Origin of the sequence: Streptomyces sp. NPDC058291 (genome assembly GCF_042880855.1) — a bacterium.
Lineage (GTDB): Bacteria > Actinomycetota > Actinomycetes > Streptomycetales > Streptomycetaceae > Streptomyces.
On sequence record NZ_JBHVYK010000051.1, the window covers coordinates 1 to 19,487 of the forward strand.

Consider the following 19,487-nt stretch of genomic DNA (forward strand, 5'->3'; position numbering starts at 1 on the left):
GGCAGCGGCGCGGGCGCGGAGCGTTCAGCGGCAGCGGCGCGGGCGCGGAGCGTTCAGCGGCAGCGGCGCGGGCGCGGAGCGTTCAGCGGCAGCGGCGCGGGCGCGGAGCGTTCGGCGGCAGCGGCGTCGCGGCCGGTGCCTGGCGGCGGACGCCGGTGCGACGGCAGGCCGGGGCGGGCTCCCCCTCGCCGGCTTCCCCGAGCCGGCCCCGGACCGGGGCTCCGGCGGTCAGCCCGCCAGGGTCGCCCACACCGCGTTGCCGCCGGTCAGCCGCGACCGGTCGACGCCCCAGGTCTGGGCGAGCTGTTCCACGAGGAGCAGTCCGCGGCCACCCTCGTCGTCCGGGCCGGGCTCGCAGCGGGGCAGGACGCGGCCCGAGCGGTCCTGGTCGTGGACCTCCAGGCGCAGGCACCCGGCCTCGACCAGCCCGACCCCGCACAGGAACCGGGCGCCGAGCGCGTGCCGCACGGCGTTCGTGGCCAGCTCGGACACGAGCAGAACGGCGTCCTCGCACAGCTCGCCGGGCAGCCGCCACGCCGTCAGCCGTGCGTCCATCGAGCGGCGGGCCAGCGAGACGCTGGAACGGTGAACGGGGAGTTCGAGCCAGTGCGTACGGTCCGGACTCCAGGTGTCCAACGGCTGAGGGGACGTCGTGTGGGGGGACACGGTGGGCGCCTTCCGTGGGGGGCGGGAGCAGCAGCCAGAGGCCGGAGAACGTGAGCAAGGGGCCGGGGAAGAAGCGGTCTTCCGGACGGTCCCTGCGCCGCGAACGCCCGAGCGGTCCAACTCCTGCGCGGATGGAGGAGCTTGACGGGGGAACGCTGGTGTTCGGCAACGCGGTTCACGCAAGTAACTATGCTCGCACCTAAGTTCAGGCTGCAACCGACTGCCTGATAATTTCAGCAAGCCGGTATCCGTCCGGTCGCCCCGTCAGGGGGCGCCGCCGGGCGCGTCAGGGTGACATTCCCTCAGGAGGCACGGCGTGAGCGAAGGCCGTTCGGGCACGGGCAGCAGCAGTGCGCCCACCGTGTTGCGCATGATCCTCGGCCGGCGGCTTCAGGAACGGCGTCAGCAGGCGGGCGCGTCACTGGAGGACGCGGCCAGGGCGCTGCGCGTGAAACCGCTGACCATCCGTCGTCTGGAGAAGGCGGAGGTCGGCCTCAAGCCGCTCTACGTGGAGATCCTGCTCGACATCTACGGCGCGGGCCGGCAGGAGATCGAGGAGTTCGTCGCCCTTGCCGAGCGGGCCAACGAGCCCGGCTGGTGGCACCCCTACCGCGATGTGCTGCCGAGCTGGTTCAGCGGCTACGTCAGCCTGGAGACGGGGGCCAAGACCCTGCGCACCTACGAGCCGCACTACGTCACGGGCCTGCTGCAGACCCCTCGGTACGCGCGCGCCGTCCTCGGCGGCGGCTTCCCGAACGACCGGGACGAGGACCTGCGCCGCCGCGTGGACCTGCGGCTGCGCCGCCAGAGCCTGCTGGAGCGAGCCGGCTCCCCCACACTGTGGACGGTGCTGGAGGAGGCCGTGCTGCACCGGATGGTGGGCGGCCCCGAGGTGATGCGGGAGCAGATCGACCGGCTGCTGGAGGTGTCGGAGCTGGAGCATGTGAGCGTCGACATCGTGCCCTTCACGGCCGGAGCCCACGTCGGCGCGTGCGCCCCGTTCACCTACTTCCGGTTCGAGGAACCGGAGCTGCCGGACATCGTCTACACCGAGATCCTCTCCGGCGCCGTGTACCTGGACCAGCGCTCCGACGTGGCGGCGCATCTGGAGGCGCACAACCGCATGTCCCTGCTGACCTCGGACACGGACAGCAGCGCGCTCCTGAACCGTATGCGCAAGGAGTACTCATGACCGGCATCGACGGCGGCGACGCCCACGACGTCTACAACGGGATGCCCGCCTCCGACCTGGGCGATCACGGCTGGGAGTCCCCGTGGAGCGGGCCGAACGGGGGCCAGTGCGTGCAGACCAAGCAGCTCGCCGACGGCCGCGTGGCCCTGCGGCAGTCGACCGACCCGGCCGGGCCGGCGCTGATCTACACCCCTGAGGAGATCGCCGCGTTCGTCGCGGGCGTCAAACGGGGTCTCGCCGACCATCTGGCGGCCGGCTGAACCCGAGCACGACGGACGGGACCCGGCCGTTCGCGGTCCCGGCCCGTCCGGCACCCCCCACGCACACCACCGAAAGGCACAGGATGACCACCTCGAACGCCGCGCGGGACATCGACACCAGCAGGCCGCACTCCGCCCGGATGTACGACTACTACCTCGGCGGCAAGGACCACTTCGCGGTCGACGAGCAGGCGGCGGAGGCCGTCGCGGGCGTCTACCCGGGCATCTTCGTGTGCGCCCGCGAGAACCGCGCCTTCATGCACCGGGCCACCCGGGTCCTGGCCCGCGAGCACGGCATCCGCCAGTGGCTGGACGTCGGCACCGGCATCCCGACCGAGCCGAACCTGCACCAGGTCGCCCAGTCCGTGGTCCCCGAGGCGCGGGTGGTGTACGCCGACAACGACCCCCTGGTCCTGAAGTACGCCAAGCGCCTGATGCGCAGCACGCCCCAGGGGCGCACCGCCTACGTCCACGGGGACGTCAACGACCCCGGCTCGCTGCTCGACTCGCCCGCGCTGGCCGAGGTGCTGGATCTGGACCGGCCCGTGGCACTGTCCCTCAACGCCCTGATGCACTTCGTCACCGACGCGCAGGACCCCTACGGCATCGTGGCGCGCCTGCTGGACGTGGTCCCCTCGGGCAGCGCACTGGCCCTGAGTCACTGCACGCCCGACTTCGACCCGTCGACCTGGCAGAAGGTCACGGACATCTACACCGGCGCCGGCACTCCGGTGCAGTTCCGCTCGCGCGACGACGTCGCCCGCTTCTTCGACGGGCTGGAGCTGCTCGACCCCGGTGTCACGGTCGGCCACCGCTGGCGTCCGGACGGGTCCGTCGAGGCGACCGACGCCGAGGTCAGCCTCTGGACCGGGGTGGGGATCAAGCCGTAGCAGGCCGTCCGCGCCCGGCCCCGGCGCCCCCACCGCACCCCGAAAGGCGAACACAGGGAAACCATGGAGACCATGGAGACCATCGCCGCTGACGTCGCGGACCTGTACGGACTCGGCACGGGGCCGTGGACGATACGGCCGGTCGCCCGGGGCGCGCCGGGGCAGATCCGGAAGCTGTCGGGCGGGGGCGCCTCCTGGGCGGTCAAGGAGATGTCTGCCGGAACTGGGCGCCGTCTCGCGCCTGGCGCAGTTCGTGGACACCGTGCGGTGACGGCCGTGACCGTCCTCGCGGCGCAGACGGGGCGTCAGCGCTCCCGGGCGGCCGCCCGCCGGCGTCGCCGCGGCTCGACTCCCCGCCGCGCCGTCTGAGTAGGAGACCTCATGACGCGCGCGACCTCGTGCGCGAAGATCGGCGCATGACGAAGATCGGACGCCCCGAAATACTGCGCGCCGCACCGCTGTTGGCCGCGCTCACCCTGCTGGCGGCGGGGTGCGGAACCGAGCGGGCTGGAGACGTCGCCGGGGACGGCGGCCCCTCACGGGCCACGGCGACGACGCCGAGCGCGCCGGTGGACCTTCCCTGCCCCGGGGAGAGTTCCGCGCCGTCGCCGTCGCCGAGTGCGGACCCGTCGGGTCCCGCCACGCCTCCCACCGACCACTACGCCGAGAACCACGGCTTCCTGGTCCCCCTCGCTCTGCACGGGAAGCTGCGGTGCGACGGGCTGGCGGCCGCCCGACGGATCGAGCGGGTGCTGGAACCCCTGCGCGAGCGCGGCGACTTCACGCCGCAGAGCACCCTCGGCGCGCTGACCGGCCTGGGGTACGCCGCCGGGAACGTGCGGTCGTCCCAGGACGGTCCCACCGGGGTGAGTTTCGTCATCGTCGCCCGTCCCCTGTGTCTGGAAGGCGAGATGAACCGCGAGACCACGCGGGCCGACGCCTTCGGCGGCTACCCCGACGGCACCGACTGCGAGCCGCCCTCCGGCGGCCACTGACCGCGGCCGCTTCCCACGAAGGGACCGTCGAAGGTGAACGGATAGGTGAACTGATGTACGGAACAGGTCGGTTGGGACGTAAGTTGTGGCCAGAACTGCTCACGCCTCGGCTGAAAGACGGACGACGACCATGACCGACCCTGTGACCACGTCAGCGGCGCATCAGCCCATCGACACGTCGGTGCCGCACTCGGCCCGTATCTGGAACTACTGGCTGGGAGGCAAGGACAACTACCCCGTCGACGAGCAGGCCGGCGACGCGTACACGGCCGTCTTCCCGGGCATCGTCACCATCGCCCGCAGCAGCCGCGCCTTCCTGCGCCGCACCATCACGTATCTGGTCACCGAGGCGGGCATCCGGCAGTTCCTGGACGTCGGCACCGGCCTGCCGACCGCCGAGAACACCCACGAGGTCGCCCAGCGGCTCGCCCCCGAGTCGCGGATCGTCTACGTCGACAACGACCCGCTGGTGCTCGCCCACGCCCGCGCCCTGCTCACGTCGACCCCCGAGGGCGCGACCGCGTACGTCGACGCCGACGTGCTGAACCCCGAGCGCATACTGGCGGCCGCCGCCCGGACGCTGGACCTCAGCCGCCCCACGGCGCTCATCCTCAGCAACATCCTGGGCCACGTCGCCGATCACGCGCGGGCCCGCTCCATCGTCACCGAACTGATGGCCGCGCTGCCGGCCGGCAGCCACCTGGCCGTCAACGACGGCTCGCGGGGCGTCGACCCGGTCTTCGAGCAGGCGCAGGACGCCTACAACGAGAGCGGCGCCGTGCCGTACAACCTGCGCACCGTCGAGGAGATCACGGCGTACTTCGACGGCCTGGAACTGCTCGACCCGGGGGTCGTGTCGGTGCCGCTGTGGCGGCCCGAGGCCGGTTCCCCGGCCCCGGAGCTCATCGGCGAGCACGGCGGCCTCGCCCGCAAGCCGTGAGCGAAGGCCGTCTCCACCGGCCCTGACCCGGCCCGTGCCGCGCCGTCCCGTCGGGGCCGGCGCGGCGGCGGTCGACGGACGGGCCCGCCGAGGCGCGGGGGCCGCCGCCGTCACAGCAGTCGCCGGATGTCGCCGCGGACCCGGTAGAAACCGCCGGCCGCCGGATGCAGGGCGTCGACGACGTAACGCGCCCCCGGCTCCCGTATCTCGCGCGGGAACTGGACGTTCCAGGACGAGTCGTAGCCGTCGGAGACCACGTGCACCCGCACCCGGCCGGACCTCTGGACGCACTCGACGACGATCGCACCCGAAGGGACCTGCGCCACGGTGGCCACGGCGCTCATCGCGGTGGCGGGCGCGTAGGTCGGCAGGGCCGCGGCGAGCTTGACGTCCCGCACCACCGGCACCGTGCCCTGCTGGGCCGCCTCGACGGCCGCCTCGCTCGCGTCCACGCACACCAGCGAGCCGTCCGTGGTCACCAGGTACAGCCGTTCGTCGCGGTACTGCATCGACAGGGCGGAGCCGCCGCCGGTGCCGAGCTTCCACAGCCGGGCGCCGTCCCGGTCGAAGCAGTAGACGGACGACGACGAGTCGCCCGCGAACACGAACCGCCCGCTGGGCGAGGTGGCGCACGAGTACACCGCGCTGTCGCAGCCGTACGTCGCCTCGACCGCGCCCGTGGCCTTCGACAGCCGCTGGACCACCCGGTGCGCGGTTCCGGCGTACACGGCGTCCTGCTCCTGCCAGCCGAACAGGACGCCGCCCTGGGTGGGCGTGTGCCAGAGTTCGCCGCCGCCGTCGGGCGCGTAGGCGGTGACGCCCCGGTGGTGACCGTGGTAGACGGCCCGGTCGTCGGCGCGCACCATCCAGGCGTGCTCGCCCTGGCTGCGGCGGGCCCACTGGTGCTCGTCCTCGTGGTCGATGACGGTGAGCCGGCCGCCCCGGTCCGAGACGTTGAGGACGCCCTCGTGGATGTCCAGCCAGAAGATGTCCACGTCGGCCGTGATGTCGTACGCGGCGAAGGGCAGTTTCGAGGACAGGTCGTAGACCTTGCCGTCGTCGCAGCCGGCGTAGATCCAGAAGTCGTCGGCGACCAGGCACTTCACGCCGTCCGGCAGGGTGAAGCGGGCGAGGACGCCGCCGTCGTGGTCCAGCGTGTAGACGTCGCCCGCCTGGTTGCCGACCCAGCAGCGGTCGTCGTCGACGTGGATGCCGAACGCCGAGGAGCCGGTGCGGAACCGCCACAGCACCGGAGCCACCGCGCGCGCGGTGGACGGGGCCGAGGCCACCTGACGGCGGGACACCGCACGGGGCGGGCGCTGTCCCGCGACGGCTGGGGCGTAGCCCTTGCGGATCTTCTCCCCGACCTTCTTCGCGGCGGCGGCCCGTGCCTTGTCGGCGGTGGGGAACGTGGTCGTCTGCATCTGGCCGGAGGCGCCGATCCGGCCGTAGCGCACCGTCACCACCGTGCCGTCGACGGCCACCTCGTAGAACTTGTGCGCTCCGCCGTCGTCCTGCGACAGCTCCAGATACGTCGTGGACGCGCTGTTGTGCCCCGTAGACATGACACACCCCTCCCCAGGGTGGATCCGCGGCCGTTCCGGCGGATCCCACTGCCGAAACCGTAGGCGCAGGCACTGACAATCGCGTCGGCCGCCGGCTCCGGCCCGGGCGCGTGGGGGCCGGTCCGTCGGGCCGCGACGGCGGTCCCCTCAGGTGTCCTCGTCCTTCGCGGGCCGGCCGGGTGGGGCGTCGCCCGCGGTGAGGTGTTCCAGGACCTCCACCAGCTCCTGGCAGGCTCGTTCCACGGAGCGTCTGGTGTTGCGCTGTTCCGCGAGCACCGCGGAGAGCAGCAGCGCGGTCAGCGCCATCGTGCCGTTGAAGGCCTGGAGCTTGATCATCACCTCGATGCGGGACAGGCGGGCGAAGGGCCCCACCTCGTCGGTGGCGGCGACCGTGGCGAGGACGGAGGCGAACAGGGCGCACAGCATGCTCGCGCCGAGCTGGAACCGCAGCGCCGCCCAGACCAGCAGCGGGTACACGAGGAAGAGCAGGCTGACCTCGCTGTGGGTGGCCAGCGGCACGACGGCGACGACGATGACGGCAAGACCCGTGGCCTCCTTCCAGCGGGACAGGCCCAGCGGCCGTCGGATCGTGTGCAGCACCAGCAGGACCGGCGTGACGATCAGCACGCCCATCGCGTCGCCGACCCACCAGGCCAGCCAGACGGCCCAGAAACTGTGCGCGTCGATCTTGTCGGTGAGGAGCAGGAGACCGACGCCGACGGTCGAGCTGATCAGCATGGCGGTGAGGGCCCCGAGGAAGACCAGCGCGAGGCCGTCCCGTAACCGGGCCAGGTCGTTGCGGAAGCCCACCTTGCGCAGCAGGAGGTAGGCGCAGACGGGGGCCGCGGTGTTCCCGGCCAGGTTGCCGAGCACCGCGGGCCGCAGCGACGTCAGGGACATGATGACGAACAGGGCGCCCAGCGCGATGCCCGCCCAGGAGCGGATGCCGAGGACCAGCAGACAGGCGACCGCCACGCCCGTGGGGGGCCAGATGGGGGTGAAGACCGCGCCTTCGACCACGAGCTCGCGCACCAGACCCAGCCGCCCGGCCGCGTAGTAGCAGAGGGCGACCGCCAGGGTCTGGAGGGCGAAGACGGCTGTTCGGCGCAGATCCGGGGTACCCACCACAGCAGCCATCAGACACCGGCGCGCCGCTGTCGGCGAGGCGAGGAGGGCGGCGACCGGCCTTATGGCTGAAGCGGGGGACGCTGCGGCGCCACCCGCCCGTCGTGGCCCACGACCAGGACGGCGGCGTCGTCCTCGTGGCCGACGCGCTCGGCGCGTCTGATCACGGCGGCGGCGAGCGAGTCCACCCCCATGCCCGCGACGGCGGCGATGCCCGCGAGCCGCACGACCTGGTCGAGGCCCTCCTCGACGCTGAGCGTCGGCCCCTCGACCACCCCGTCGGTGAGCAGCACGAAGACGCCGCCCTTGGTGAGCCGGTAGCGGGTCACGGGGTAGTCCATGCCGTCCAGGACTCCGAGCGGCGGTCCTCCCTCGTCCTCGGCGACGCCGGATTTCCCGTCGGCCGTGGCCCACACGCACGGGATGTGCCCGGCCCGCGCGCTCTCCAGGACGCCGGTGGCGGGATCGAGGCGCATGAAGATGCAGGTGGCGAAGAGGTCGCTGCCCAGGGAGAGGAGCAGCTCGTTGGTCCGGGCGAGGAGCCGGCCGGGCTCGCCCGTGACGGAGGCCAGGGCGCGCAGCCCGACCCGCACCTGCCCCATGAACGCGGTCGCCTCTATGTTGTGCCCCTGGACGTCGCCGATGGACAGGCCGATGCGCCCGTCCGGCATGGCGAAGGCGTCGTACCAGTCGCCGCCCACGTTGAGGCCGTGGCAGGCGGGCGCGTACTCGACGGCGAGCCGGAATCCGGGGGCCTCGGGCAGGTCGCGGGGCAGCATCCCGCGCTGCAGCGCCAGCGCCAGCTCGACGCGGGAGCGTTGCAGTTCAGCGCGCTCGCGCGCCTGGGCGGTCAGCGAACCGAGCCTGGCCAGCAGCTCGTCGCCGTCGTCCGCGGGGCGCTTGCGGGACATCGATCACTCCGTGAATCCCAGCCGGACAAAACTCACATTTTACCTTTATGGGATGATAGCGGTCCCGAGGCGCGAACCGACGGACCGGCCCGCGGAGCGGGCCGGTTGTCGACTGCCGGACTCCCTGCTGCAATGGCTTCATGCACCTGAACCCTTACGGCGAGGACGCCGTGAACCTCGCCGCGGACCTCGCCAACCGGCGGCCGGCCGACGCCGGGGAACTCGCGGACCGCTGCCGTGCCGCCGGGCTGGTGCTGGAGCACCCGGTGACGCCCGGGGACCTCGACCGCGCCCGGGAGGCGCTGGACGCCTGGGAGCAGGTCGTCGACGCCGAGGACGAGAGCGAACGGGCCGACCTGCTCAACCGCATGCTCGCGGAGGCCGCCGCCCACCCGCGGATGACGAACCACTCCGGCGGCGGCTGGCATCTGCACTACCGCGACGACCGGCAGACGCTGGGCTCCGTGCTCCACTCGCTGTTCGCGGTGGGCACGGCCCTGCACCTGTCCGGACGCGGGATGGGGCGCCTGGGGCGCTGCGCCGTCGCCGGGTGCGTCACGATCTTCGCCGACACCTCCCGTACGGGCCGGCAGCGCTACTGCTCCCAGCGCTGCGCCAACCGCGACGCGGTACGCCGGCACCGCGCCCGCACCGCCCCGTCCGCCGACCGCGGCGCCGCTCGGGACCGGCGGCGACCGGCCCGCGAGAGCGTCGCCCCACGCTGATCGGCCCGGGCTCCCGTCGGCCGGGGCGGGGCCTGCTAACGGCGCTCCCGCCCGCCGGGGCGGGGCCGTGCTAACGGCGCTCCCGCCCGCCGGGGCGGGGCCGTGCTAACGGCGCGCACGGCCCCTCCCCGGCCGACGCGGAGGGCGGCGACCGGCGCCGTCGACCGGGGACGGCCCCGTGCGCCGCGCACGGCCCCGCGGCCCCACGGCCGCCCGACTCAGCCGCCCAGTGCCGCGTCGACGACCTCCTTGGCCTCCTCCTGCACCCGGCGCAGGTGGTCCGGGCCGAGGAAGGACTCGCCGTAGATCTTGTAGACGTCCTCCGTGCCCGACGGCCGGGCGGCGAACCAGGCGTTGGCGGTGGTCACCTTGATGCCGCCGATGGCCGCGCCGTTGCCCGGAGCCTCGGTGAGCACGCCGGTGACCGCCTCGCCGGCCAGGGTGTCGGCGGTGACCTGCGCCGGCGAGAGCTTGGCGAGCAGCGCCTTCTCCTCGCGGGTGGCCGGCGCGTCGATGCGGGCGTAGGCGGGCGCGCCGAAGCGTTCCGTCAGCGCGGCGTAGTGCTCTGACGGGGTCTTCCCGGTCACCGCCGTGATCTCGGAGGCCAGCAGCGCCAGGATGATGCCGTCCTTGTCGGTGGTCCAGACGGAGCCGTCGCGACGCAGGAAGGACGCGCCGGCCGACTCCTCCCCGCCGAAGCCCAGCGAGCCGTCGACCAGGCCGTCCACGAACCACTTGAAGCCGACGGGCACCTCGACCAGGCGTCGTCCGAGGTCGGCGGCGACCCGGTCGATCATCGAGGACGACACCAGCGTCTTGCCGATGCCCGCGTCGGCGGGCCACTGCCCGCGGTGCGCGAACAGGTAGCCGATGGCGGCGGCCAGGTAGTGGTTGGGGTTCATCAGGCCCGCGTCGGGCGTGACGATGCCGTGCCGGTCGGCGTCGGCGTCGTTGCCCGTCGCGATCCCGAACCGGTCGCGCTGCTCGATGAGCGAGGCCATCGCGTACGGCGACGAGCAGTCCATGCGGATCTTGCCGTCCCAGTCGAGCGTCATGAAGCGCCAGGTCGGGTCGGTGAGGGGGTTGACGACGGTCAGGTCGATCCGGTGCTCTTCGGCGATCCGGCCCCAGTAGGCGACCGAGGCCCCGCCCAGCGGGTCGGCGCCGATGCGGATGCCGGCGGCGCGGACGGCGTCCAGGTCGAGGACGTTCGGCAGGTCCGCGACGTAGGCGCCGAGGAAGTCGTGCCGAGCGGTGGTGGCGGCGGTGAGCGCCCTCGCGTACGGGACGCGCCGTACGTCCTTGAGGCCGGCCGCGATGATGTCGTTGGCGCGGTCCTGGATCCAGGAGGTGGCGTCCGAGCCGGCCGGGCCGCCGCTGGGCGGGTTGTACTTGAAGCCGCCGTCGGCGGGCGGGTTGTGCGAGGGGGTGACGACCACGCCGTCGGCGAGGCCCGTCGCGCGCCCCCGGTTGTGGGTGAGGATGGCGTGGGAGACCGCGGGCGTCGGGGTGTAGCCGTCCGCGCTGTCGATGAGCACGCTCACCCCGTTGGCCGCGAACACCTCCAGCGCCGTGACCCGCGCGGGCTCGGACAGGGCGTGGCTGTCGGCGCCGAGGAAGAGGGGACCGTCGGTGCCCTGGGCCGCGCGGTACTCGCAGATCGCCTGGCTCGTCGCGGCGATGTGATCCTCGTTGAACGCCGTGTTCAGCGACGATCCGCGGTGCCCCGAGGTGCCGAACGCCACGCGCTGGGCCGGGTCGGCCGGGTCCGGGTGCAGCGCGTAGTACGCGGTGACCAGCCGGGCGACGTCGACGAGATCCTCGGGGCCGGCCGCCTGGCCCGCTCGCTCGTGCTGCATGTGCCCGCTCCTCCACATCGATTGACCAGTGCCTTGCGGTCCCATCTTTCCTTGTGGGAGCCGCTGCCCGCGAGTACGGGCCGGCCGGCGTCTGCGGACGGTTCGTCCGGTCCGGTGCGCCGGGTCGGGCGCGTGCGGCCCGAGGCGCGCGGCCCGAGGCGGTGCGATGCGCGCGGTCGGGCGCACCCGGGGTGCACCGGGGTGCGCCCGTGACGCGGTCAGCGCCGGCGGCCGCGGACCGCCCAGCCGCTGCCGATGCCCGCGACGTGCAGGGCGAGCAGGGCGAGCCCGATCAGCATGAAGTTGGTGGAGGTGAAGGTGTCGTTGGTGGAGATGTCCGCCGCGTTGATCAGGAAGGCGATGAAAAACAGCACTGCCGAGATGATGGCGAGCACGGGGGTCCGTCCTTTCGGGGGTGGAGGCTTCGTCGGATGCGGTGTCTCGGTGCGTTGCCGCGGGGTGTCTGCCGCCGCGGCACGTGTGGCTTCGGTGGGTGTTGTCGGGGTCCGGTGTCGCTTCGGTGTCGTCGTCTCTTCGTTGTGGCTGTTCTCCGCATGCCCCCGACCGCGCGCCGAACACCGGCCCGTTTCCCCGGTGTTCGGCCCGCGGTCGGTACCTGAGTAGCCGTACTCAGGCGTGACCGTCCTCCCGCCGGGAGACTGGGGCTCCGACCGCTCAGCCCGGAGGCCTCTCGTGTTCAGCCGTGCCGTCTACGCCCTGACGCCGCTCTTCGGGCGGCTCACCGTCACCAGCGAGATCAAGCTGCGCCTGCCGGCGGGGACCATATTCGTGGCCAACCACGACTCGATGGCCGACCCCGCCGTCGTCATGACCGCCCTGCGACGGTTCGACCTGGAGCCGGTGGTCATGGCGACGGCGGGGCTGTGGCGCGTCCCCCTGCTCGGCCGGGCGCTGACGCGGGCGGGACACATCCCGGTCCAGCGCCGTACGGCGCACGCGGCGCTGGCCCTCGACGCCGCCGCCGAGGCGCTGGCCGGCGGCCGGCACGTGCTGCTCTACGGCGAGGGCGGACTGCCGCGCCGCAAGGACGCGGCGCCCACGGCGCCCGAGCCCTTCCGCACCGGACTCGCCCGACTGGCGCAGGCGACCGGCTCGCTGGTCGTGCCGGTGGGGCACGCGGGAGCCCGGCGGATCGCCTCGGGGTCGGCGGCCAAACAACTGGCGGGCACCCTCACCGCGCCCGTGCGACGCCCGCACTGCCACGTCCACCTGGGCGCACCGCTGCGCCTGCCCACGGAGACGGAGAGCGGGACGACGGCGGCCCGCCTCGCCGTCACCACGGCCTGGCGGACCGCAGCCAGGGCCGTGGGCGAACACCCGAGCTGACCACCCGCGCGCCCCGCCGATCGCGTCGGCGTACGCGGGGCCCCCACATGGGCCACCGGCCCGTGCCGAGCACCCGCGCCTCACAACCCGCACCCCGGCCGCCGCGGAGGAGCGAGCCGGCCCGCGCGGGCGGCGGCGGCCCTCAGTCCGCGACGGGCGGCGGCGCCGTGCTGTCGCGCAGGACGAGCCGCGTGGGCACGAGCGTCGTGCCGCGCTCCGAGCCGTCCGGGCGCATCTTGCGCAGCACGGCCTGCACGCAGAGGCGTCCGACCTCGGCGAAGTCCTGGTGCAGCGTGGTGAGAGGGGGCAGGAAGGAGCTCGCCTCGGGGATGTCGTCGAAGCCGATGACGCTGACGTCCTCGGGGACTCGGCGGCCGCGTTCGTGCAGGGCGCGCAGCAGGCCGAGGGCCATCTGGTCGTTGGCGGCGAAGACGGCGGTGCACTCCTCGCGGGCCGCGAGTTCGAGGCCGGCCCGGTAGCCGGACTCCGCCGACCAGTCGCCGCGGACGAGCGGCGGCGGTGTGCGGCCCGCCTCGGTGAGGGCGGCGCGCCAGGCGTCCGCGCGGCGCTGAGCGGCGAAGGAGCCCTCGGGGCCGCCGAGGTGCCAGACCGTCCGGTGGCCCAGGTCGAGGAGGTGCTGGACGGCGGCCCGGGTGCCGCCCGCCTGGTCGGTGTCGACGACGGTGTAGTGGTCGCCGGCGTCCGAGTCCACGACCACGACCTGCACGTGCGGCGGCAGTTTCACGGTCGCCGCGTCCAGCAGGTGCACCTCCATGATGACGATCACCGCGTCGACGGCCAGTTCCTCCAACCGGGAGAACGCGCCGCGCACCTCGTCGGTGGTGGGGACGGCCACCGGGAGCAGGGTCACCGCGTAGCCCTCCGCGGCCGCCGAGGTGGCGATCGCCTCCAGGGTGCGCACGTTGCCGGTGGTGGACAGCGTGAAGGTGATGACGCCGATGGTGCGGAACTCGCCACGCTTGAGGGCGCGGGCGGCGCTGTTGGGCCGGTAGCCGAGTTCCGCCATGGCGGCCAGGACCTGCTGCCGGGTCTCCTCGTTCACGCCCGCGTAACCGTTGGAGACGCGGGAGACGGTCTGCGACGACACCCCGGCGAGCCTCGCCACGTCGGCCATGGAGGCGGTGGCCCGGGCGCGTCTCGGCACGTCGGCCGGTGTTCTCTGAGCCATGTTCACTCGGTGTGCCCACCTCTCCGTCGGCGCAGGTGCCACGGTCCCCCCAGACGACCCTTGACCATCGTTATCGGGGCAGTGTAGACATGCCGCCATCAGATGTTTACGTAAACATAACAGCTTGCCCGGCCTCTTGCGTGGCCGATGTTTACGTAAACATCATGGTGGCGGTGGGGTGCCGGACATCTCCGCACAACACCGCAGGCTCCAGTTCTGGACGAGCGAGGAACGACATGACGACGCTGCAACCGCCGGTGGCCGCCGAGCCGCGGCCGGCACCTCCTCCGGCGAAACGGGACCGCCGCTCCTGGACGGGATGGGGTTTCATCGGTCCCTTCGTGGTGGTCTTCGCGCTGGTCTTCCTGGCACCGATCGCGTACTCGGTCTACCTGAGCCTCTTCCGTGACCAGCTCATCGGCGGAAACCAGTTCGTCGGCCTGGACAACTACACCCGGGCCCTGCAGGACGACGCGTTCTGGTCGGCCGTCGGACGGGTGGCGCTCTTCCTGGCGGTCCAGGTGCCGATCATGCTGGGCATCGCCCTGCTGGTGGCGCTGGCGCTGGACAGCGGCCGGCTGTACGGCAAGAGCTTCTTCCGCATCACGATCTTCCTGCCGTACGCCGTGCCCGCCGTGGTCGCCACCCTGATGTGGGGCTTCATGTACGGCACCAAGTACGGCCTGGTGGGCGACATCAACTCCGCGTTCGGTGTCACCCTGCCCGACCTGCTCTCCCCCGGCTGGGTGCTCGCCTCCATCGGCAACATCGTGACCTGGGAGTTCGTCGGGTACAACATGCTGATCTTCTACTCGGCGCTGCGCGTCGTCCCGACCTCGCTGTACGAGGCGGCGGAGATCGACGGCGCCGGCCAGTGGCGGATCATCGGCTCGATCAAGCTGCCCGCCATCCGGGGCGCGCTCGTCATCGCGACGATCTTCTCGATCATCGGCAGCTTCCAGCTCTTCAACGAGCCGAGCATCCTGCGTCCGCTGGCGCTGAACTCGATCACCACGGACTACACGCCGAACTTCTACACGTACTCGCTGTCCTTCAACGGCCAGCAGCACAACTACTCCGCGACGGTGGCCATCATCATGGGCGTCATCACGATGATCGTCGCCTACGCCGTCCAGCTGCGCGGCATGCGCAAGGGAGCGTGACCCGATGACCGCCACTGTCGCCGCTCCCCCCGCGAAGAGCACCGCGCCCAGGCTGCGGACCCCTCGCAAGAAGCACACCCCGGGCAAGCCGAAGCGCAACGTGCTGCTGACGGTGCTGATGGCCCTGATGGTCCTCTACACCGTGGTGCCGCTGATCTGGCTCGTCATCAACTCCACGAAGACCCAGACGGGGCTCGGCGACTCCAACGGCCTGTGGTTCGCCCACGACTTCGCCCTGTGGGACAACGTCCGTGACACCTTCACCTACCACGACGGCATCTTCGGCCGCTGGCTGCTGAACACCCTGCTGTACGTGGTGCTCGGCGCCGGCGGGGCGACGCTGCTGGCCGTGCTCGGCGGGTACGCGCTGGCGAAGTTCCAGTTCCCCGGCAAGCGGGCGATCTTCGCCGTGGTCATCGGCGCCGTCGCGGTGCCGGCCACCGCGCTGGCCGTGCCGACCTTCCTGATGTTCAGCAAGATGGGGCTGACCGACACCCCCTGGGCGGTCATCATCCCGTCGCTGGTCTCTCCGTTCGGCCTCTATCTGATGTGGGTGTTCGCCGCCGAGGCGATCCCGACCGAGCTGCTGGAAGCGGCCCGGATGGACGGGGCGAGCGAGGTGCGCACCTTCTTCCAGGTCGCCCTGCCGCTGCTGGCCCCCGGGATCGTGACCGTGCTGCTGTTCACCACGGTCGCCACCTGGAACAACTACTTCCTTCCGCTGATCATGCTGAAGGACCCGGACTGGTACCCGCTGACGCTGGGCCTGAGCGCCTGGAGTTCCCAGGCCCAGACCATCGGCGGCGACGTGATCTTCAACCTGGTGATCACGGGGTCCCTGCTGACGATCCTTCCCCTGATCGCCGCCTTCCTGTTCCTCCAGAAGTACTGGCAGTCCGGCCTCTCCGCCGGAAGCGTCAAGGAGTGACGAGGGCCGCGCCCCCGAGCCCCACATGTGAGCACCACCCGCACCACCCCCACCCTCACCTGTCCCACCCACGTAGAAGTGGAAGCCCCATGCGCAGAACCACGAGCCGCATCCTGCGCGGCATCGCCCTCGTCTCCACCCTGGCCCTGGGCGTCACCGCCTGCGGCGGCTCGGACGACGACTCCGACACCAAGGCCGTCTCCGCCGGCGACATCCAGACCGCCCTGGACAAGGGCGGCGACATCACGGTCTGGGCCTGGGAGCCCACGTTGAAGACGGTGGCCGCCGACTTCCAGAAGAAGTACCCGAAGGTCAAGGTCAACCTGGTCAGCGAGCGCTCCGGCGACAAGCACTACACCGCGCTGTCCAACGCCATCTCGGCCGGCAAGGGCGTCCCGGACGTCGCCCAGGTCGAGTACTTCGCGCTCGGCCAGTACTCCCTGACCAAGGGCCTGACCGACCTGGCCCCGTACGGCGCAGCCAAGCTCGCCTCCCAGTACACGCCGGGTCCGTGGAACGCGGTCAGCGACGGCGACAAGGTGTACGGCCTGCCGATGGACTCGGGTCCGATGGCGCTCTTCTACAACAAGCAGGTCTTCGACAAGTACAAGATCGCCGTCCCGACCACCTGGGACGAGTACCTGGACGCGGCCCGCAAGCTCCACAAGGCCGACCCGAAGGCCTACATCGCCAACGACCTCGGCGACCCGGGCTTCACCACGTCCCTGCTGTGGCAGGCCGGTTCGCGCCCCTACAAGGTCGACGGCACCAAGGTCGGCGTCAACTTCGACGACGCGGGCGCCAAGAAGTTCGAGACGGTCTGGCAGAAGCTGATCGACGAGAAGCTGCTCGCCCCGGTCAACGGCTGGACCGACGACTGGTACAAGGGGCTGGGCGACGGCACCATCGCCACCCTGGCCACCGGCGCGTGGATGCCCGCCAACTTCACCACCGGCGTGCCGAACGCCAAGGGCCAGTGGCGCGCGGCGGCGATGCCGGCCTGGACCAAGGGCGACAAGGCGAGCGCGGAGAACGGCGGCAGCTCGCTGGCCGTCCCGGCGCTGGCCAAGAACAAGGAACTCGCCTACGCCTTCACCGAGTACGCCAACTCCGGCGCCGGTGTCGCCACCCGGGTCGGCGAGGGCGCCTTCCCCGCCACGAAGGCGGAGCTGGAGTCGGCCGCGTTCCAGAGCAAGAAGTTCGACTACTTCGGCGGCCAGGAGGCGAACAAGATCTTCGCCGAGTCCGCCGCGAACGTGGCGAGCGACTGGTCGTACCTCCCGTTCCAGCCGTACGCGAACTCGATCTTCAACGACACGGTCGGCAAGGCCTACGTCTCCAGCACCAAGCTGGCGGACGGTCTCAAGGCCTGGCAGGACGCCTCGGTCAAGTACGGCCAGGAGCAGGGCTTCACGATCGAGAAGTAGTCACGAAGCAGTCGCGAGGCAGCGACACGCAGTCGGTACGCAGTGATCGGTACCCAGTGATCCCCATGCAGTGAAACGCCGGGCGGCGTGGCTCCCGGGCCGCGCCGCCCCCGTGCACCACCTTCGGAAGGACCGCCATGATCTCCACCCTCCAGTCCCGCATGCTGCGCGGGGCGGACGGTGACGCCGCCCCGCGTCTGGCCTACGGCGCCGACTACAACCCCGAGCAGTGGCCACGGGACGTGTGGGAGGAGGACGTCCGGCTGATGCAGGAGGCCGGAGTCACCGTCGTGTCCGTGGGGATCTTCTCCTGGGCCCGCATCCAGCCGGGCCCGGACACCTGGGACTTCGGCTGGCTCGACGAGGTCATGGACCTGCTGCACGCGGGCGGGATCGGCGTCGACCTGGCCACCGCCACCGCCTCCCCGCCGCCGTGGCTGACCACCGCCCACCCGGAGATCCTGCCGGTCACGGCGAACGGCGAGACCCTTTGGCCGGGCGCCCGCCAGCACTGGCGGCCCACCTCGCCGGTCTTCCGCGAGCACGCCCTGCGCCTGGTCCGCGAGATGGCCGGCCGCTACCGGGACCATCCGGCGCTGGTCGCCTGGCACGTCTCCAACGAGCTGGGCTGCCACAACGTCTACGACCACTCCGACGACGCGGCCCGCGCCTTCCGCGTCTGGCTGCGCGCCCGCTACGGCACGCTCGACGCCCTCAACCACGCCTGGGGCACGGCCTTCTGGTCGCAGCGCTACAGCGACTGGGAGCAGATCCTGCCGCCGCGGCTGGCCGCCTCCCACCCCAACCCCACCCAGCAGCTGGACTTCAAGCGGTTCTCCTCCGACGCGCTGAAGGACCACCTCGTCGCGGAGCGCGAGATCCTGCGGGAGATCACGCCCGGCATCCCGGTCACCACCAACTTCATGGTGATGGGCGGCACGAAGGGCATGAACTACCCCGACTGGGCGGGCGAGATCGACTTCGTCTCCAACGACCACTACGTGCACCCCGGGGCGCAGGACCGCGACGAGCTGTCCTTCTCCGCCAACCTGGTCAGCGGCATCGCGAGCGGCCGGCCCTGGTTCCTCATGGAGCACTCCACCAGCGCCGTCAACTGGCAGCCCGTCAACGTGGCCAAGCGGCCGGGCGACCTGGCCCGCGACTCGCTGCTGCACGTGGCGCACGGCGCGGACGCGGTGTGCTTCTTCCAGTGGCGGCAGTCCGCGGCCGGCGCCGAGAAGTACCACTCGGCGATGGTCCCGCACGCCGGTGCGGACAGCGACCTGTTCCGCGCGGTCGCCGACCTCGGCGCCCAGCTCAAGGCCCTCGCCCCGGTGGCGGGTTCGGATCGCGAGGCGGCGGCCGTCGGCATCCTCTACGACTGGGAGTCGTGGTGGGCGAGCGAGCAGGACTCCCACCCCACCTCCCTGCTCGACTACCGGCAGGAGGCGCTCGACTGGTACTCGGCGCTCCTGGCCCTCGGCGTCCGCGCCGACCTCGTGACCACCCGCGCCGACCTGTCCCGGCACCGGGTCCTCATCGCGCCCGTGCTGCACATGGTGCCCGCCGAACTGGCCAAGAGCCTCACGCGCTACGTCGAGCAGGGCGGCCACCTCGTCACCACGTACTTCTCCGGGATCGTCGACGAGAACGACCATGTGTGGCTCGGCGGTTACCCCGGCGCGCTGCGCGAACTGCTCGGCATCCGCATCGAGGAGTTCGGCCCGCTGCTCGCCGGGGAGAGCGTGGAACTGGACGACTCGACCCGGGGCAGCCTGTGGACCGACCGGATCACCGTCGCCGACGGCGACACGGAGGTCCTGGCGCACTACCGCAGCGGGGTGCACGCCGGACGCCCCGCGGTCACCCGCCGCGCCACGGGCGACGGCTCGGCCTCCTACGTCTCGACCCGGCTCGGCGTCGACGGGCTGCGCTCGCTGCTGCCGCGGCTGCTGGACCCGGCCGGCGTGGGCAGCGAACTCCCCGCGCACGCCCGCGGATCGGTCGAGCTGACCGTACGGCGCGGCCCCGGGGGACGGTTCCTGTTCCTGGTCAACCGGACCGACGACACGGTGCAGGTGCCCGGCCTGGACGGCGAGGTGCTGCTCGGCGCCCGCGGCGCGCGGGACGTCCTCGTCCTCGGGCCGAGGGAGGTCGCCGTGCTGCGTCGGCCCGCCGACTGACGCCGCCCTCGCATCCCCACGACTCCCCGGCACGGCACGCACCCCTGCCGGGGGCCATCCCCTCCCGTCCGCGCGACGGGAGGGGGCCCACCACAGCGACCGCACCGCAGTTGGGAGCTCAC

The 19,487-nt window shown here is 72.2% G+C and carries 18 protein-coding genes; 11 read left to right on the forward strand and 7 right to left on the reverse strand.

What is annotated here, in order from left to right; all coding sequences use genetic code 11:
* Positions 1–228 precede the first annotated feature (228 nt).
* Complete coding sequence (locus tag ACFVYK_RS24065; RefSeq protein ID WP_389777478.1) at positions 229–666, reverse strand: ATP-binding protein; 438 nt, start codon at positions 664–666, stop codon at positions 229–231.
* Between the two features lie 316 nt (positions 667–982).
* Between ACFVYK_RS24065 and ACFVYK_RS24070 the strand changes: the two genes are divergently transcribed.
* The 5 genes from ACFVYK_RS24070 to ACFVYK_RS24090 all read left to right on the forward strand — a co-directional run bounded on the left by ACFVYK_RS24070 (position 983) and on the right by ACFVYK_RS24090 (position 4,943).
* Positions 983–1,858 (forward strand): helix-turn-helix domain-containing protein, encoded by an 876-nt coding sequence (locus ACFVYK_RS24070; protein ID WP_389777481.1) that lies wholly within the window; start codon positions 983–985, stop codon positions 1,856–1,858.
* Positions 1,855–2,118, forward strand: a complete 264-nt coding sequence (locus tag ACFVYK_RS24075; protein ID WP_389777483.1) for a DUF397 domain-containing protein — start codon at positions 1,855–1,857, stop codon at positions 2,116–2,118. The genes ACFVYK_RS24070 and ACFVYK_RS24075 overlap by 4 nt, the downstream gene beginning before the upstream one ends.
* Positions 2,119–2,201: 83 nt before the next feature.
* The gene (locus tag ACFVYK_RS24080; RefSeq protein ID WP_389777486.1) at positions 2,202–3,008 is read left to right on the forward strand and encodes an SAM-dependent methyltransferase; all 807 of its coding nucleotides are present in this window, start codon (positions 2,202–2,204) and stop codon (positions 3,006–3,008) included.
* A 416-nt stretch (positions 3,009–3,424) separates the two neighbouring features.
* A complete protein-coding gene (locus ACFVYK_RS24085) occupies positions 3,425–4,003 on the forward strand; it encodes a hypothetical protein (RefSeq protein ID WP_389777489.1) in 579 nt (192 codons plus the stop codon).
* Positions 4,004–4,133: 130 nt separating this feature from the next.
* Positions 4,134–4,943, forward strand: a complete 810-nt coding sequence (locus ACFVYK_RS24090) for an SAM-dependent methyltransferase (RefSeq protein ID WP_389777492.1) — start codon at positions 4,134–4,136, stop codon at positions 4,941–4,943.
* A gap of 110 nt (positions 4,944–5,053) precedes the next feature.
* Here the strand turns inward: ACFVYK_RS24090 and ACFVYK_RS24095 are convergent, their stop codons facing one another.
* The 3 genes from ACFVYK_RS24095 to ACFVYK_RS24105 form a co-directional block, all read right to left on the reverse strand.
* Positions 5,054–6,508: a WGR domain-containing protein gene (locus ACFVYK_RS24095; RefSeq protein ID WP_389777495.1), complete on the reverse strand. Its 1,455-nt coding sequence runs from the start codon at positions 6,506–6,508 to the stop codon at positions 5,054–5,056.
* A gap of 147 nt (positions 6,509–6,655) precedes the next feature.
* Positions 6,656–7,645 (reverse strand): MASE1 domain-containing protein, encoded by a 990-nt coding sequence (locus ACFVYK_RS24100; protein ID WP_389777497.1) that lies wholly within the window; start codon positions 7,643–7,645, stop codon positions 6,656–6,658.
* A 50-nt stretch (positions 7,646–7,695) separates the two neighbouring features.
* Positions 7,696–8,544 carry a PP2C family protein-serine/threonine phosphatase gene (locus ACFVYK_RS24105; protein WP_389777499.1) on the reverse strand — a complete coding sequence of 283 codons (849 nt, stop codon included), beginning with the start codon at positions 8,542–8,544 and terminating at the stop codon, positions 7,696–7,698.
* A 140-nt stretch (positions 8,545–8,684) separates the two neighbouring features.
* Between ACFVYK_RS24105 and ACFVYK_RS24110 the strand changes: the two genes are divergently transcribed.
* The gene (locus ACFVYK_RS24110) at positions 8,685–9,269 is read left to right on the forward strand and encodes a CGNR zinc finger domain-containing protein (protein ID WP_389777502.1); all 585 of its coding nucleotides are present in this window, start codon (positions 8,685–8,687) and stop codon (positions 9,267–9,269) included.
* A 218-nt stretch (positions 9,270–9,487) separates the two neighbouring features.
* Here ACFVYK_RS24110 and pgm read toward each other — a convergent pair whose 3' ends face one another.
* Positions 9,488–11,128: a phosphoglucomutase (alpha-D-glucose-1,6-bisphosphate-dependent) gene (gene pgm / locus ACFVYK_RS24115; protein WP_389777504.1), complete on the reverse strand. Its 1,641-nt coding sequence runs from the start codon at positions 11,126–11,128 to the stop codon at positions 9,488–9,490.
* Between the two features lie 218 nt (positions 11,129–11,346).
* Positions 11,347–11,523 (reverse strand): hypothetical protein, encoded by a 177-nt coding sequence (locus ACFVYK_RS24120; RefSeq protein WP_351365370.1) that lies wholly within the window; start codon positions 11,521–11,523, stop codon positions 11,347–11,349.
* A 298-nt stretch (positions 11,524–11,821) separates the two neighbouring features.
* On the opposite strand from ACFVYK_RS24120, the gene ACFVYK_RS24125 reads away from it, so the two are divergent.
* A complete protein-coding gene (locus tag ACFVYK_RS24125) occupies positions 11,822–12,475 on the forward strand; it encodes a lysophospholipid acyltransferase family protein (RefSeq protein ID WP_389777507.1) in 654 nt (217 codons plus the stop codon).
* A gap of 142 nt (positions 12,476–12,617) precedes the next feature.
* Here ACFVYK_RS24125 and ACFVYK_RS24130 read toward each other — a convergent pair whose 3' ends face one another.
* Positions 12,618–13,664: a LacI family DNA-binding transcriptional regulator gene (locus ACFVYK_RS24130; protein WP_389777510.1), complete on the reverse strand. Its 1,047-nt coding sequence runs from the start codon at positions 13,662–13,664 to the stop codon at positions 12,618–12,620.
* 236 nt (positions 13,665–13,900) lie between these two features.
* On the opposite strand from ACFVYK_RS24130, the gene ACFVYK_RS24135 reads away from it, so the two are divergent.
* The 4 genes from ACFVYK_RS24135 to ACFVYK_RS24150 all read left to right on the forward strand — a co-directional run bounded on the left by ACFVYK_RS24135 (position 13,901) and on the right by ACFVYK_RS24150 (position 19,365).
* A complete protein-coding gene (locus ACFVYK_RS24135) occupies positions 13,901–14,827 on the forward strand; it encodes a carbohydrate ABC transporter permease (protein ID WP_389777512.1) in 927 nt (308 codons plus the stop codon).
* 4 nt (positions 14,828–14,831) lie between these two features.
* Positions 14,832–15,755, forward strand: a complete 924-nt coding sequence (locus ACFVYK_RS24140) for a carbohydrate ABC transporter permease (RefSeq protein ID WP_389777515.1) — start codon at positions 14,832–14,834, stop codon at positions 15,753–15,755.
* Positions 15,756–15,844: 89 nt separating this feature from the next.
* On the forward strand, positions 15,845–17,182 hold the full coding sequence (locus tag ACFVYK_RS24145; RefSeq protein ID WP_389777518.1) for an ABC transporter substrate-binding protein: 1,338 nt from the start codon (positions 15,845–15,847) through the stop codon (positions 17,180–17,182).
* A 137-nt stretch (positions 17,183–17,319) separates the two neighbouring features.
* The gene (locus ACFVYK_RS24150; protein ID WP_389777521.1) at positions 17,320–19,365 is read left to right on the forward strand and encodes a beta-galactosidase; all 2,046 of its coding nucleotides are present in this window, start codon (positions 17,320–17,322) and stop codon (positions 19,363–19,365) included.
* Positions 19,366–19,487: the final 122 nt, after the last annotated feature.